Annotated in this window: 17 protein-coding genes; 5 read left to right on the top strand and 12 right to left on the bottom strand. The window is 60.8% G+C overall.

The features are described 5' to 3' along the window. The first annotated feature begins 2 nt into the window (after positions 1–2). Entirely contained in the window at positions 3–563 is a 561-nt protein-coding gene (locus tag FHT69_RS11280) for a hypothetical protein (protein WP_132574700.1), read from the top strand. A 220-nt stretch (positions 564–783) separates the two neighbouring features. Here the strand turns inward: FHT69_RS11280 and FHT69_RS11275 are convergent, their stop codons facing one another. After that, on the bottom strand, positions 784–1302 hold the full coding sequence (locus tag FHT69_RS11275; RefSeq protein ID WP_183905391.1) for a tetratricopeptide repeat protein: 519 nt from the start codon (positions 1300–1302) through the stop codon (positions 784–786). 258 nt (positions 1303–1560) lie between these two features. Between FHT69_RS11275 and FHT69_RS11270 the strand changes: the two genes are divergently transcribed. After that, entirely contained in the window at positions 1561–2061 is a 501-nt protein-coding gene (locus FHT69_RS11270) for a hypothetical protein (protein ID WP_028758845.1), read from the top strand. Between the two features lie 28 nt (positions 2062–2089). Here FHT69_RS11270 and FHT69_RS11265 read toward each other — a convergent pair whose 3' ends face one another. From FHT69_RS11265 to FHT69_RS11250, 4 genes are all read right to left on the bottom strand, one after another. Beyond that, positions 2090–3574, bottom strand: a complete 1485-nt coding sequence (locus FHT69_RS11265) for an ArnT family glycosyltransferase (protein WP_183905340.1) — start codon at positions 3572–3574, stop codon at positions 2090–2092. A 1-nt stretch (position 3575) separates the two neighbouring features. Continuing rightward, complete coding sequence (locus FHT69_RS11260) at positions 3576–5075, bottom strand: glycosyltransferase family 39 protein (protein WP_028758798.1); 1500 nt, start codon at positions 5073–5075, stop codon at positions 3576–3578. A 12-nt stretch (positions 5076–5087) separates the two neighbouring features. Continuing rightward, positions 5088–6104, bottom strand: coding sequence for a glycosyltransferase family 2 protein (locus FHT69_RS11255; protein WP_028755911.1), 1017 nt, complete (start codon positions 6102–6104; stop codon positions 5088–5090). Positions 6105–6241: 137 nt separating this feature from the next. Then, a complete protein-coding gene (locus FHT69_RS11250) occupies positions 6242–7735 on the bottom strand; it encodes a glycosyltransferase family 39 protein (protein WP_132574704.1) in 1494 nt (497 codons plus the stop codon). A gap of 180 nt (positions 7736–7915) precedes the next feature. On the opposite strand from FHT69_RS11250, the gene FHT69_RS11245 reads away from it, so the two are divergent. Next, positions 7916–8878, top strand: a complete 963-nt coding sequence (locus FHT69_RS11245) for a lysylphosphatidylglycerol synthase domain-containing protein (protein ID WP_183905390.1) — start codon at positions 7916–7918, stop codon at positions 8876–8878. On the opposite strand, the gene FHT69_RS11240 is transcribed toward FHT69_RS11245, so the two are convergent. Genes FHT69_RS11240 through FHT69_RS11225 form a run of 4 tightly spaced genes read right to left on the bottom strand, consistent with a single transcriptional unit; the run spans position 8846 to position 11185 of the window. Beyond that, positions 8846–10087, bottom strand: coding sequence for an RNA polymerase sigma factor (locus FHT69_RS11240; RefSeq protein ID WP_183905339.1), 1242 nt, complete (start codon positions 10085–10087; stop codon positions 8846–8848). The two genes, FHT69_RS11245 and FHT69_RS11240, sit on opposite strands and share 33 nt — an antisense overlap. Before the next feature lie 9 nt (positions 10088–10096). Then, a complete protein-coding gene (locus FHT69_RS11235) occupies positions 10097–10456 on the bottom strand; it encodes a YciI family protein (RefSeq protein ID WP_028755915.1) in 360 nt (119 codons plus the stop codon). Between the two features lie 2 nt (positions 10457–10458). After that, positions 10459–10818 (bottom strand): YciI family protein, encoded by a 360-nt coding sequence (locus tag FHT69_RS11230; RefSeq protein ID WP_028755916.1) that lies wholly within the window; start codon positions 10816–10818, stop codon positions 10459–10461. Between the two features lie 10 nt (positions 10819–10828). Beyond that, positions 10829–11185 (bottom strand): YciI family protein, encoded by a 357-nt coding sequence (locus tag FHT69_RS11225; protein ID WP_028755917.1) that lies wholly within the window; start codon positions 11183–11185, stop codon positions 10829–10831. 154 nt (positions 11186–11339) lie between these two features. Between FHT69_RS11225 and FHT69_RS11220 the strand changes: the two genes are divergently transcribed. Beyond that, positions 11340–11555 carry a hypothetical protein gene (locus tag FHT69_RS11220; RefSeq protein ID WP_244604802.1) on the top strand — a complete coding sequence of 72 codons (216 nt, stop codon included), beginning with the start codon at positions 11340–11342 and terminating at the stop codon, positions 11553–11555. Between the two features lie 4 nt (positions 11556–11559). Here FHT69_RS11220 and FHT69_RS11215 read toward each other — a convergent pair whose 3' ends face one another. The 3 genes from FHT69_RS11215 to FHT69_RS11205 form a co-directional block, all read right to left on the bottom strand. Then, positions 11560–13065: an AMP nucleosidase gene (locus FHT69_RS11215; protein WP_028827834.1), complete on the bottom strand. Its 1506-nt coding sequence runs from the start codon at positions 13063–13065 to the stop codon at positions 11560–11562. Positions 13066–13237: 172 nt separating this feature from the next. Continuing rightward, a complete protein-coding gene (locus tag FHT69_RS11210; RefSeq protein WP_028755920.1) occupies positions 13238–13417 on the bottom strand; it encodes a hypothetical protein in 180 nt (59 codons plus the stop codon). A gap of 259 nt (positions 13418–13676) precedes the next feature. Continuing rightward, positions 13677–14015 (bottom strand): DUF2147 domain-containing protein, encoded by a 339-nt coding sequence (locus FHT69_RS11205; protein WP_183905338.1) that lies wholly within the window; start codon positions 14013–14015, stop codon positions 13677–13679. Positions 14016–14462: 447 nt separating this feature from the next. Between FHT69_RS11205 and FHT69_RS11200 the strand changes: the two genes are divergently transcribed. Beyond that, positions 14463–14729 (top strand): SEL1-like repeat protein, encoded by a 267-nt coding sequence (locus FHT69_RS11200; protein WP_097623049.1) that lies wholly within the window; start codon positions 14463–14465, stop codon positions 14727–14729. Positions 14730–14863 lie beyond the last annotated feature (134 nt).

Genomic DNA, 14863 nt, shown 5'->3' with positions numbered 1-14863 from the left:
GAATGACCAGCATTCCGAGTATCGAGGTCGAAGCAGAACGCCCAAAACCAGGCAATTTGCGAACAGTAGAGCAGAGGGGCTCAAAAAGCCCGCTGCTCATCGGTTTGCTCCTGATGCTCCTGCCGGTGAATGCCGGCGTTCTCATCTATACCGCCAAAAACTCGGCGGATGTTCGCGAGAGCCGCGAGACCATCGCCGCGCTGAAAAGGTCCATCGACGGCCTGAAAGGACAGATGGAAAAGCAGTCGCGCAAGATCGACGATAATGCCAAGGCCGACGACGTCGCGCTGATCCGCCAGGGGATGGATGAGCTGCAAAAAGCCGTGGTCAACGAACGGCACAACGACACAGACGGTCTTCGCATGGGTTCCGCTTTGGTCCTGAGCGCGCCCGGCAAGGAACCGGCACAATATTTCGCACCCCGTGCTGCGCCGGCGGAAACTCTGATGCCGGATAGCAGTCTTGCGTCGATCGCAGCCGGGGGCATTGCCGTCAGCGACCTGCCGCGTTACGAACGAACACTCTCGCCGGAAGGCCAGCTCATCCTTCGCAAGGCACGGTAGATAAAGGCTTCACCTGCAAAGCACGTGGCATCAAACGTGCTTCATGTGACGTGCTTCAGATCTTTGCTTTTACATGATCTCCCTGCCGCAAGCCGCCGCACAGTTTTGCGCGACAGTTTTAAGGCAATCGCCGGACGCTGCCAGGGGCACCGCGCCGATGCTCGCAACGCGGCAAGGGCGCTCTCATCTCGACACAGATTGCCGATCGCCGAAGGGCCGATCACCGCTGAGCGTAATTGACGCTGTTCTTCATCAACTCGAGATTACGGGCTGTGACTTCGTTTCCGGGGTCAAGCTCATAGGCTTTCAGGAAATACCTTCTGGCAGTGCGCAAATCGCCGCGTAAAAGGTGAGAATATCCAATATTGTTGTAGTAGACCGGGGTGTTGCCGATCATGCGCGAGAGTTGCTGGTAGGCGCGGTCGGAGGTGTCGAAGCGGGCAACCATGTCGGCTGAGGCTGCCAAGCCTAGCCAAGCGGCCGGATCCTGCGGAAAAACGTCAACTGCTCGCTTGTAAATGGCGTAAGATTTTCCGTAGTTCTTTTCCTGAAACTGCAGTTTGCCGGTGGTTATCAACTCGTCGTTCTTATAGAAGGCGACGGCTGAGTCATCCTCGAGGGTCTTTGCACTATCGCCATAAGCAGCCAGACCATCGCTGGATGACTGGCAACCAGCTAAAATCGCTCCGGTCGCTATCAAAAGCGCGATGCATTTCGTTCCAACTCTGATCTGCAACATTGGCAATTTGATCCCCATCAGACATTCTTACCCAAGACTCGGATGTGTTCACCTGAGATCATCGTGAAAAAAAGCTAACAACTCAAGAATTTAAGCATATACTCACAAAAAAGCGAGAGAGGCGGTCTTCGCCGGAATGCGACAGTGTGATAAAAATGCCTACTATCCAAGGTAGGCATCATCTGCCTCGTGACTCCTGAGTAGAAATCAAATCGACGTCGCCTATCCTGCTCGTCAGGTCAACGGATGGAACGCCGCATGTGGATCGCGATTTTCACGCTGATGCGACTTGGGCCATCGCTGGCTTACGCGATAGCATCGATCTTCGTACTCAGCATACCGCTCCTGGAAAGCCACCCCTCAAGTGCCTCCGCCTGGTGGCTTTACATGACAATACTTCCGGTCATGCGCGAGCCCATCTATCTGCTTTTGGCGATACCCGGCATTGGAATTTGGAGCGCCACGGTCCTGTTGATGCTTGCATCGATTTTCGGGGTCAGAGTGGCCATGCAGCCACAAAGACACCCCCGTTCAGGCTTCATCCATGCCCATATCGCGCTGATCGCGACCGGTCTGCCTATGGGGCGGGGAGCCGTTGCGCAAGCCGGCCTTTCCGAGTTTGCGTTGCCTCAATTTCAACGAGGCGACTGGTCGTTCCTGCCGCTATCCCAACCGCTTGGGACCTTCCTTTTCATATCCGTGTTTTTGGCTTGCATTTGCTGCCATTTGACAGTCATCAAGCGTGCAATATCGGCGTGATAGAAAAGGGTCAAAATCCTGATTTCGTTCAGCCCGGCTGGTTGACCCAGGCATAACCGAAACGATAGCGGTCGTCGCCGCGCTGATAGAAATAGGGCTTGTCGATCACCAATGCCTCAGGCGTGGATGCGCCGAGATTGGTCTGTAGCCATTGCGCCATATCAGGCGGCAGTGCTTCGCTGCCGTCCTTGGGGAGGAGCCACACCAGGAGAAGCGGTCGCCGGCCGGAGAGATCCGGGCTGAAACCGGGATAATCCACCGAGAGGACCGGCACGCCGGGAATATCCTGCCTGAGATTGCCGGCGAGCAGACTGTCGCCGGCAAGGATCGCCGCCGGTTCGGCCTGCTGGCGCAGGGTTTCCAGCATCGGGGCATAAGGCCTGTTCAGCCGCTCGTAATGGCCGGTGAAACGTGCGGCCGCGACGCTGCCGTAAAGGGCCGCCGGTACGCCGATCATGATGATGGCGACGACAGCCATGAAACGCCGGAATGCCTTGGCGGTCGTGACACCTGCGGCCTCGATCTTCAGGCAGAAATAGAGCGGCAGGATGAAGAGCATCGGCACCAGCCAGCGATCCTTGATGCCGGCAGCACCCCCGAAGACGATCAGAAGCAGAATGCCGATGAGGAAGACGAGCATCATCCGCTCGAGCAACTGCGTCCATTGCGAGCCGGAGCCGAGCGCCGGACGAAGGCTTTTGCCGAAAATGATCGCGAATATCGCCACGGTCAATCCGGCAAAGCTGATGACGGCGAGGGCGAGCGAGCTGACACCCATCGCCACCTGCGCGGGATAGCTCGCATGGCCGCTGGCGGTCATCTTCTCCAGGGTGCGTGCTGTGGCGAAATCGAGATTGTCCTTCAGCCAGAAGAGATGTGGCAGGATGATGATGAGCGCCACCACCGCCGTCAGTACCAGCCGCCTATCGAAGATCCGCGGCCGCAGACGCGCATCCGCCAGTGCGGCGATGAGGGCTGCCGCCGGCAGGATCGTGAAATTATATTTGGCAAGCAGGCCGAAACCGATGCCGATGCCGGCGATGAAATAGGAGGCAAGGCTCGGCTGTTTCAGGCTGCGGATGAAGCCGTAGAAGAAGATGCTGGCCGAGAAGAACACGGCAACCGTATGCGTCAGGTCGCGCTGCATCTCGAAAACCATCTGCGGGATGGTGAGCAGGCCGAGCGTGGCGATCGCCACCAGCGCCTTGTCGCGCAGGACAAGCCGCGCTGTCAGGCCGTAGAGCAGGTAGGAGATGAACAGCAGAAGATTCTTGACCACCGAAAGGGCGGCAAGCGAGACGCCTGTCAATTGGAAGACGGTGTATTGCAGCCAGTTGTAGAAGGGCGGCTGCGGGCCGTAGCCGGCGGCAAGCCATTGCGAGCGGAAGACCTGTTCGGCCTCGTCGAGATCGAGCGAATGCGAGGTTGCGAGCCGCACGCCGACCTGAAGCATGAAATAGGCGGCCAGCAGGGCGAAAATCCAACTGATGTCGCGACGATTGGTTTCGGTCATCCTATCTGGTCTCCGGCCGAACCCAGCCATAACCGAGCGCGAAATTGTCGCCCGGTCGGCCGAAATAATAGGGAAGCGACAGCGAGCCGATCTCCTGCGGTGCGATGCCCGCCGCCGTCAGCGCCGATGAAAACCGCTCCGGCATGACGGCATCCGCAGCCGTCGCCGTCTTCTTGCCGCGCCAGACGATCAGCACCGGCCCCTTGGCCTCGGCATAGGCCGGAATGCCCGGTGCCGGAAAATCCGGGATCACCACCGGCACGTCGGGAAGCTGCAGCCGCATGTTGCCGCCGATATAGGGATCGGAAGCGATCACCAGCGCCGGTTCAGCCTGTCGCGTCATATCGCGCGAAAAACCCGCCATCGGCACATTCGGCCTGCTGTAGATGCCGATCAGCCCGGCGCCGACGACACGGAAACCGAGCGCGATCAGCACGCAGGCCATCAGCACCGGCAGCACCGGCCGGAAGCGGCGCAGCCCGGCGGCAAGGTCGAGGTCGGCAGCCTGCATCTTCGCCAGGAAATAGAGCGGCAGCACCAGCAGGAACGGGTCGAGCCAGCGTTCGCGCACGGTGGTGGAGCCGGTGAACAGCACGATCAAAGCGATGCCGGCAAGACTTGCGAGCATCATCCGCTCCATCATCCCGGTCCAGCGGTTTCCGGCCGAAAGCGCCCGGACGAAATCCCGGCGGAAGGTGGCGGCGAAGATTGCGACCGGCAGCGCCGCAAAGGCGATGATGGCGACGAGAAAGGCGAGAAGGCCTTTGCCGATCCGTACAATGCCGGCCGGTTCGCTGCCGGCGGCCATCTTGACCAGAGTGTCGGAGGAGGCGAATGCAAGATTGCCCTGCAGCCAGATCGCGTGCGGCAGGACGATGACGAGCGCAACGGCGACTGCGGCCAGCATGCGCCAGTCGAGCGCCCTGCGCCGCCATTCGGCATCGGGCAGTATGGCGATCAAGGCGGCGACGGGCATCAGCGCGAAATTATACTTCGAGATCAGTCCGATGCCGGTCGCAAGCCCGAGCACGAGATAGCTGCCGATATCGGGTCGGTCGAGCGTGCGGAAGAAGCCGTAGAGAAACAGCGAACTGGCAAAGAGCAGCGCCGTCGTGTGGGTCAGATCCTGCTGGGCCATGTAGGAGACCTGGGGCAGGGTGATCAGCGCCAGCATGGCGACGGCGGCAAGCGCCTGGTCCTTCAGCACGCGCTGCCCGGCAAGGCCATAGAAGAGATAGGACAGGAACAAGAGGATGTTCTTCGGGACAATAAGCGCGCCGATCGACATGCGCGTCACCGAAACGACGGCATATTGCATCCAGTTGTAGAAGGGCGGCTGCGGGCCGTAGCCGGCCAGCAGATATTGCGAGAAGAAGGATTGCTCGGCCTCGTCGAGCTCCAGTGAATGCGGAAGCACGATGCGCAGCACGATGTTGAGCACGAAATAGGCTGCAAGCAGCAGGCCCGCGGTCTTGATCGTCCTCGTTGCGCGCTCCAGCATCGGGCTGCCGGCTTAGGCTTGGCTGTGATCGTCGAAGATCTGTCGCACGATGTAGTTCGGAGAGGCGTCGTCGCGATAATAGGTGCGCGCAATCATCTCAGCCAGAATGCCGGTGGTGATCATCTGCACCGACGACAGCAGCAGCACGACGCCGACCATCAGCATCGGTCGCGTTCCGATATCGTTGCCCAGGATGAACTTGTCGAAGCCGAGATAGAGCAGGATCAGCATGGCGACCGCGCCGAGGCCAAGACCCAGAGAGCCGAAGAAATGCCCGGGCCGTGCCTTGTAGCGCATGAAGAACATCACCGACAGCAGGTCGAGGATGACGCGGAAGGTGCGCGAAATGCCGTATTTCGAAACACCGTGCTCGCGGGCATGATGGGTGACGGCCATCTCGCCGATGCGCGAGCTCGGGACGACACCGGCGACCCAGGCCGGGATGAAGCGGTGCATTTCGCCCATCAGCTTCACCTGCTTGATGATCGAGGCACGGTAGATCTTCAGGCTGCAGCCGTAATCGTGCAACTTGACGCCGGTGATACGGCCGATCAGGTAATTGGCGCACCACGACGGGATCTTGCGCAAGAACAGACCGTCCTTACGGTTCTTGCGCCAGCCGACCAAAAGGTCGAGTTCGCGCCGTTCCAGTTCGGCGACCATCGAAGGAATGTCCTTCGGATCGTTCTGGAGGTCGCCGTCCATCGTCGCGATCAGCCGGCCTCGCGCGGTGTCGATACCGGCCTGCATGGCGGCGGTCTGGCCGAAGTTGCGCTGCAGCTCGACGATTCTGAGCGCCAGCCCCTCGCGTCCGACAAACTTGCGGGCGTTGACGAGCGTCGCATCGGTGCTGCCGTCATCGACGAGGATCAGCTCCCAGCGATGCGGGTAGCCGGCCATCGCGGCCGCGACACGCTCAACAAGCGGACCGACGCTTTCCTCTTCGTTGAAAATGGGCACGACCAGCGACAGTTCGAGCGATTGTACCGGATCATTCGTGTCGCGAATGGGCTCTACCGTTGTCTGCAACTTTCATCTCCAAAAGGCCGGGCGGCCGAGTATTCTTTACTGCTGCCGCCGCGCTTGCGGAAGGCTACTACATGAAGTGTCCGCCGGTTGCCAGCGGCAATGGCGGTTTCCCAGCAATCGGCTGCGCTGCCGGGGCGCTATTTCGCGCCTCCCTCCACCCAGGAGTAACCGATGGAGAAGCTACGTTTGCCGTCACCGAAGAGATAGGGCAGCGTCAGCGTGTTCAACTCTTGCAGATGAATGCCCGATTTGACGAGATCGCGGGCGAAACCGGGGGCAATTGTCGGGTCGTCTGCGGTCTCGCCGCGCCAGATTACCAGCACCGGCCCCTTCGCCGTCGCATATTCGGGAACCCCGGCACCCGGGAAGAACGGTATCACGACGGGAACATCGGGAAAGGCCAGCCTCAGATTGCCGGCCACGAACTTCGTCCCCGCCACGATCAGAACCGGCTTGCGGGTCGCGGTCAATTCAGCGACGTAACCGGAGAAGGGCACGTTCGTTCTCGTGTAAGTGCCGATGTATTGAATGCCGACGATCCGGAAAAGAAGGATCGACAGGATGACGACCATGAAGACCGGCACCACGGGCCGGAAGCGGGCGAGGCCGGCAGAAAGATCGAGATCGGCGGTTTCCAGTTTCAGGAACAGATAAAGCGGCAGGACGAGCAGGCACGGGTCGAGCCAGCGCTCGTGGATATCACTGGCGCCGGCAAAGAGGACCACGCCGACGAAGGCGACCAGGCTGATGACCATCATCCGCTCGATCACCCGGATCATCGGGCTGGACGAGGAGAGCGCGCGAAAGAAATCGCGCCGGAAGGCGGCCGCGAGGAGAACGATCGGCAATGCGACGAAGCCGAGGACGGCGATGACGAGAGACAGCAACCCCTGTCCGATGCGCGGCAGGCCGGCGGGGGCCAGGTCTTCGGCGGTCATCCGCTCCAGTGTCGGCGCAGAGGCGCTGGCGAGATTGTCAGGCAGCCAGAGCGCATGCGGCAGCACGATCAGAATGGCGAGGACGACCGCCGGCAGCAAACGCCAGTCGATCAGACGGCCGCGCCATTTCCGGTCCGGCAGCACGGCGATCAGGGCGGCAGCCGGCAGGATGGCGAAATTATATTTCGAGATCAGCCCGATGCCGGTGGCGATTCCGATGATCAGGTAGCTCCCGATCGTCGGCTGGCGCAGCGTGCGGAAAAAGCCGAAGAGGAAAAGCGAGGTTGCAAACAGCAGCGCGACGGTATGCGTCAATTCGCGCTGCGCCATCAAACCCACTTGCGGCAGGGTAATCAGGCTCAGCATGGCGATGGCGGCGAGCGAGCGGCCCTTCAGCACCTCGCGGGCGGCAAGCCCGTAGAACAGATAGCAGCCGAAGAGAATGATATTCTTCGGCACCGACAGCACCCACATCGATATGCCGGTCACCGAAACGATGGCATATTGTATCCAGTTATAGAAAGGCGGCTGCGGGCCATAGCCGGCAAGCAGGTATTGTGAGTAGAAGGATTGCTCCGCCTCGTCGAGATCGAGCGTATGAGGCAAGGCGATGCGCAGCGCGATGTTCAGCAGGAAATAGACTGCCAGAAACATGCTGGCGCTCGTAATGCTTCTGGTAATTCGCTCCAACATCGATCTCCACGTCAAGCCGGCAAGGCGTGTCATATACCGGTCAGCGCCCGGATCGTCGGCGGGAAGGCGCCTTCGCCTCCGTCGCCATCAACTCCGCCGTTGTGCGCAACCTGCATTTCTCTTAAAAGGCCTGGCGACGGGACCGGTCCCATGCCGACCCAAGCGAGGAATGCCTACTACATGAAGAGCTCGATCGTTGAAAGCCGGCAATCCTGGTTTATGCGCAATCGCATGACCATTCTGACGGTCGTCATCGTCGCAGCCTATGCGCTCTTCATCCAATGGTTCTGGGGGTGGCCCGTCATCATCAGGCAATGGGCCGATGTCGGCGCCGGTCCGGTGATCGGCGCGCTCGTGCTTTTGACGAGCACCTATTTCCTGCGCACCTGGCGCATCTATGATTATTTTCCAAAGGAAACGGCCGGCCGGTTCGCCGTCCTCTTCCGCGTCACGCAGATCCACAACCTCTTGAACATCATGCTGCCCTTCCGCACCGGCGAGACCAGCTTTCCGCTGCTGATGCGCACCGAATTCGGCATTCCGCTGACGCGCGGAACCTCGGCGCTCTTCGTCATGCGGCTGCTCGACCTGCACGCGCTTCTGGCCGCCGCTGGCATCGGCTTTGCCGTCGCCGCCGCCAATGCGGCTGTTGCCTGGTCGCTCTGGACCGCCTTTCTGCTGTTGCCGGTCGCAGCCTTTGCCGCCCGCAAGCCGCTGCTGCGCCTTGCCGCCCGGCTGCTGCCTAATAAGGCCCAGAAATTCGTCGCCGAGATCGAAAACGGTTTGCCGCTCGATGCCGTGGCCTTTGCGCGCGCCTGGGCGATGACCATCGTCAACTGGCTGGTGAAGGTGATGGTGCTTGCCTGGGCGCTCGGCCTGATGGGCGTGTCGCCGATGGCGGCAAGCTTCGGCGGCGCGCTCGGCGGCGAGCTCTCCTCCGTGCTGCCGGTCCATGCGCCGGGCGGCGTCGGCACCTATCCGGCCGGCATCACCGCCGGCGCCATCGCTCTCGGTGCCTCGAGCGAGCGGATGGCTCTGGCCGCGCTGGCGCAGGCGAGCATCAATGCCCACCTGCTGATCATCGTCTCGGCGCTCACCGGCACGGCGATCTCACTGCCGCTCGGACGTCGCGGCAATCTCTGAAATCCGTTTTCTGAGAAACGCCTGCTCCGGCTCCTGCCGGCAGAGCGACAGCGCCGTTTCATAGGCGGCGATCGCCTCTTGTCTCCGGCCGAGACGGCGCAGGAAATCGGCGCGCGCCGAATGGGCGAGGTGATAGGCCTGCAGCTCCCGGCGGGCCAGAATGGCATCGATCAGTTCCAGCCCCTTTGCCGGCCCGTCCGCCATCGCGATCGCTACGGCGCGGTTGAGCTCGACGATCGGGGAGGGCTGGGCCGCCAGAAGCAGATCGTAATAAAAGGCGATCCGCCGCCAGTCGGTCTCTTCGGCAGCCGGCGCCCTGGCATGCTCGGCGGCGATCGCCGCCTGCAGCGTATAGGTGCCGATCTCTCCCGCCCGCAACGCCTCCTTGAGTAGCGCCAGGCCTTCCCCAATCTTCGCATGATCCCAGAGCGAGCGGTCCTGATCGGCAAGCAGCACCAGCGATCCCTCTTCGCCGCGGCGGGCGGCGCGGCGGGAGTCCTGCAGCAGCATCAAAGCCAGCAGGCCGGAGACGTCGGGATGCGGCAGCAGCGCCAGAAGCAGCCGCGCCAGACGTATCGCCTCTGCGGTCAGGTCGGCGCGGACCACGTCTTCGCCCGAAGAGGCGGAATAGCCCTCGTTGAAGACGAGGTAGATGACGTGTAACACCCGGTCGAGCCGCGGCGGCAGCGCTTCGCGGCCCGGCACCTCGTAGGGGATCTTCGCCGCCCGGATCTTGCCCTTGGCGCGCACGATCCGCTGCGCCACCGTCGGCGCCGGAATGAGGAAGGCATGCGCGATCTCTTCGGTGGTCAGTCCGCAGATTTCTCTGAGTGCCATCGCCATCTGCGCATCGGCCGGAATTAGCGGATGGCAGCAGGTGAAGATCAGCCGCAGCATGTCGTCCTCGATCGGTTCCATGTCGCCGATCTCCGTTGCGTCGGGGGAGTAGAGGCTGTCTTCGATGTGATGCTGCGAAGCATCGAAACGCGCCCGCCGCCGGATCGTGTCGATCGCCTTGAAGCGTCCCGTCGAAACGAGCCAGGCGAAGGGATTGCCGGGAATGCCGTCCGTCGGCCATGTCCGGGCGGCCGCAGCGAAGGCGTCGTGCAGCGCTTCCTCCGCCCGGTCGAAATCGCCGAGCAGGCGGATCAGCGTCGCCAGCACCCGGCGCGACTGCGTTCGATAGATCTCCTCGATCACGCGTTCCAACGGGCCACCTCAGTCCGGCAGGGTCAGCATTCGCACGGGCCTCAGTTCGACCGCGCCGAAACGTGCCGATGGGATCCGCCCGGCAATCTCCCTGGCTTTCACCATGTCAGGCGCCTCGATGACGTAGAAGCCGGCCAGATGCTCCTTGGTTTCGACATAGGGGCCGTCGGTAGCTGACAGGCTGTTGTTTCGAACACGCAGCACGGTCGCCTTATCAGGCATCTCAAGCGCATCGGCATGGATCATGATGCCGTCGCGGCGCAGCTCCTCGTCGAAGGCGAAATGCGCTTTGACGAGTTCATCGGTTTCCGCCGCGGTCAGCCTGCCGTCGGTGTCGGCACTGTTATAAATCAGGCAGATGTAGCGCATGGCTATTTCCCATCCTGGATGGAGTAAGTCGGGCGCACTTCGATTGAGCAATATTTGAGGATCGGAAAACTCGACACGATCGTCTTCGCCTCCTCGATGTTCTCGGCTTCGATCAGCACAAAACCGCCGAGGTGCTCTTTGATTTCGGCAAATGGGCCATCGGTCGCAAAGGCCTCGCCATTGCGCAGGCGGACCGTGATCGCCGTTGACGGTTCATGCAAGGCGAGCGCCACCTGCAGATGACCGCTCTCGCGCCAGCGATTGTCGCTGGTGATGCACTCCTGTGTGAGCGCATCCCATTCGGTCTGAGGGACCAGCTTGCTTTTTTCCGTGTCGAACCAGATCTGGCATAGAAATTTCATCGGTCTCTCCTCATTTAGCTCCGAATTCGTGGATTGGCCGCACTTCGATCGCACCGAGCCTGGCGAGCGGAATGCCGGCGGCGATGCGGATCGCCTCGTTGAGATCCTTTGCCTCGATCAGGATAAAGCCGCCGAGCGCCTCCTTCGTCTCGGCGAAGGGACCGTCCGTCACCGACATCTCGCCGCCCCGCACCCGCACGGTCACCGCCGATGTCGGCGGCTGCAGCGCCTGCGCGACAATCATATGCCCGCTTTCGGCAAGGTCCTTGTCATAGGCCAGGGAATTGGTGTCGAGTTCGGCCTTCTCCTCTTTCGTCATGGCGTCGAGCACACCGCCATCGAACCAGACCTGACAGAGATATTTCATCGCAGGCAGCCTCCTTGTGAGTATTCAATAACCCTGGACGACCGAGCTCCACGCAATTCGACAGCGGCGGAAAAAATCTTTGTTCCGGCCGGCTGTCGAAATCGCAAGGCAGCGCTCGACAAGGCTTCATCGAAACCTGTCGAGGAGAACGACAATGAGCATTCTTGAAATCGCCCTGGCAAGCCAGATCTGGGCACGCCGCCGCGAGAAGCGTCAATTGGGGCTGGACGATGCCGACGCGCTGAAGGCTCTTCTGCGCATCGCTTTCGTCATCGCCGCCTTCACCCTGCTGATTTCAGGGCTGAACCTTGCCGCGGGCAGGCCGCAGATGCTAGCGGACGGCTCGGCGTCTGTTGTGACAGGCAGGTGACGGCCTATTGGAAGGCCGTTTCGAAGAAGCTGCGCAGCTTACGTGAATGCAGCGCTTCCTTCGGCATGGCGGCCAGCTTCTGGACGGCGCGGATGCCGATCTGCAGATGCTGGTTGACCTGCGTCCGGTAGAAGGCCGTCGCCATGCCTGGTAGCTTCAATTCGCCGTGCAGCGGCTTGTCGGAGACGCAGAGCAGCGTGCCATAGGGCACGCGGAAGCGGAAGCCGTTGGCGGCGATCGTCGCCGATTCCATATCGAGCGCGATGGCGCGCGCCTGGGAGAGCCGCTTCACCGGCCCGCGCTGGTCACGCAGTTCCCAGTTGCGGTTATCGATCGTGCCGACCGTGCCGGTGCGCATAATGCGCTTCAGCTCGAAACCTTCATAGCCGGTGATTTCGGCAACGGCCGCTTCCAGCGCCACCTGGACTTCGGCCAGCGCCGGGATCGGCACCCAGACCGGCAGGTCGTCGTCGAGAACATGGTCCTCGCGCATATAGGCATGGGCGAGAACATAATCGCCGAGCCGCTGGCTGTTGCGAAGACCGGCGCAGTGGCCGAGCATCAGCCAGGCATGCGGGCGCAGCACGGCGACGTGGTCAGTGATCGTCTTGGCGTTGGAGGGGCCGACGCCGATATTGATCATGGTAATCCCGGCATGGCCCTTCTTCTTCAGATGGTAGGCCGGCATCTGCGGCAGGCGGGTAAGCGCCGCATCCGTTTCCGGCGCGTTCGAGCCGGGCAGGGTGACGACATTGCCGGGCTCGACGAAGGCGGTATAGCCATCGCCGCCGCCCTCGGCCATCAGCTTGCGCGCCCAGCCGCAGAATTCGTCGATATAGAACTGGTAGTTCGTAAACAGCACGAAATTCTGGAAATGCTCGGCATGCGTCGCCGTATAATGCGACAGCCGGGCGAGCGAATAGTCGATGCGTTGCGCGGTAAACGGCGCAAGCGGCGAGGGCTCTCCCGGCGGCGGGATATATTCGCCGTTGGCGATCTCGTCGTCGGTGGTGTTGAGATCGGGCGTGTCGAAGATATCGCGCATCGGAACGTCGATGAAGGCGTTGGTCGATGCTTCCACATGCGCACCCTCGCCGAAGGCGAAGTGCAAGGGGATCGGCGTCGTCGATTCCGAGACGATGACAGGAACATTGTGGCTCTTCATCAGCAACGCCAGCTGCTCCTTCAGGTAATGCTTGAAGAGCTTCGGCCGGGTGACTGTCGTCGTATAGATGCCGGGCGCCGTGACATGACCATAGGAAAGCCGCGAATCGACATGGCCGAAGCTTGTCGTCTCGATGCTGACCTGCGGATAAAAAGCGCGGTAGCGCGAGGAAATCGGTGCGCCCTGTGCGAGTTCGCTGAAGTTCTGGATCAGAAACGCCGTATTGCGCTCGTAAAGCGCCGTCAGCGCCTCGACCGCCTTGGCGGGATCATCGAAACTCTCAGGCTGGAAAGGGGGTGGAGAGGATGTGTCGAGGGGCGACAAAGGGGAGATTCGTTTGTTCATGACGCATTATAGAGAGTTGTTTTTGACAAGCAAACGACGCGCCGGCGGATTCCGATTTTTTATCCTCTTCCGCGTCTGGTGCGGATGCCTGTCGCCCAAAACTGCGCAGCGGTATTGGGACAACGACATGCGTAAATCAAAGATTTAAAGCGCGTCGTACGATGCGCATTGGTCAGCGCACCGCAGGCGCGCAGAAGGTGCCGTTTCTCTCCAGGCAGGTATAGCTCGCCCCGAAATGCGACTGGGCACCGCCACCGCCTTCGTGCACCACGACCGCCGAAAATGTGACCGCGAAGATCGCCGCAAACAGCGTGATGATGCTAAAGCGTCTTGCCAGAATATAGAGGTCCATTGCCTTGCCCCCGATCGCAACTCTATCGTGACAAGAGTTTTGCCATGCCGCGGCTGAACGAGTGCTGAGATGCCGGTTCATCCACCGTTCAGCTTGCCGGGCAGGCTCGGGAGGGGTGCGGAGAGGATTTATAAGGGTTCGTCGGGCGGATCGCCCCCTTCGGCCATCGCCGGACGGCTTACCAAATGGGGCGGTAAAGAGCATAGAAGCATGCCGGTGTGCCGGCATGCTTCTATAATTGGGATGAGTTGTCTATGGTTCAGAGCCGCGTCCAGGTCTGCGACTTGCAAAGGATCTTCATCACGCAGCCCTGCATCTTCAGCGAATTGCCGGAAATCTTGCCCGAACCGCTATAGGTCTTTTCGGCCGCCGGGTCGGTGATCTCGCCGGCATAGCTGCCGCCGGTTCCCGCAAGCGTGCCGATCTTCCGGCCGGCATATTTGCCGGTCTTCAGCGTCACGCAATAACTGCCGCCGCAGGATGCGATCACCGCCGTATCACCGGCGGCCGTCTTCCAATTGCCGACGATCGGCTCCTCGGCATGCGCGATGCCCGCAATCATTGCAATAGTGCCGGCGAGAACGAAGCTGCGGATCATCTTTTCCTCCATGATGTCCCTTGATCGGCCGCGAAAATAACTGACGCGAACGTAAAGGTAAATAAGCCCGATCGTTGTTCTGCGGATCGGGTGAAAAACTCGAGAAAAAAGCCAGGCGGCGAGCTTGTAAAGGTATCGCCTGATGATTTCATGATGAACGATCCCTTTATTTTCAAATCTGAATCTTTCGTAAAATTGGCGCGAAAATCCTTAATTCGCAAGGAATCCGATGTTTAACAAAAACCCAAATTTACCAAGCATTTGCACTTTGTTTGTCTAGAATTAATCATGCATTTTAGGCGTTTTTTGAAGGCCGTTCGGCATAGTGAAGCCATCAAACGAGCGGGGCAAACCCGCCGGACCGGAAGGGCCGCCAAGCCGCGATAGACGGCAAGGCCCGGAGGTAAAACAGGGTAAGTCACAAACAGGCTAACAGGGATAAAACCGATGGCACGCTTTGAAATGCACAATGCTGAAACGGCCACCATGGGTGGCGACAACAACGCCGATGTCTTCTGCGAAATGGGTCTGATGTATGCGACCGGCCGCGGCTGCGAAGTCGATCTCGTCGCCGCCCACAAATGGCTGAACATCGCTGCCATCAAGGGCAACGATCGCGCCGCCGAGCTTCGTGCCGATGTGGCCGCCGCCATGGACAAGATGCAGATCGTGGCAGCGCTGCGCGCCGCCCGCGAGTGGATGACGGTTCACTGAAACCAACCTGCCGGCAATTCGGCAGGGACGATATAACAACCTCGGAAAGAGGGGGCTGGCGGGGCGCTTTGGACGGGGCCGACGCCGGGAGAAGGGAAGCGCGGCCGGGATCCTCCACCGGCCGCGGTTCTCAC

The sequence above is a fragment of the Rhizobium sp. BK008 genome (assembly GCF_014197345.1).
In the GTDB taxonomy this organism is placed as follows: Bacteria; Pseudomonadota; Alphaproteobacteria; order Rhizobiales; family Rhizobiaceae; genus Rhizobium; species Rhizobium anhuiense.
This window is presented reverse-complemented; position numbering and strand designations above follow the sequence as displayed.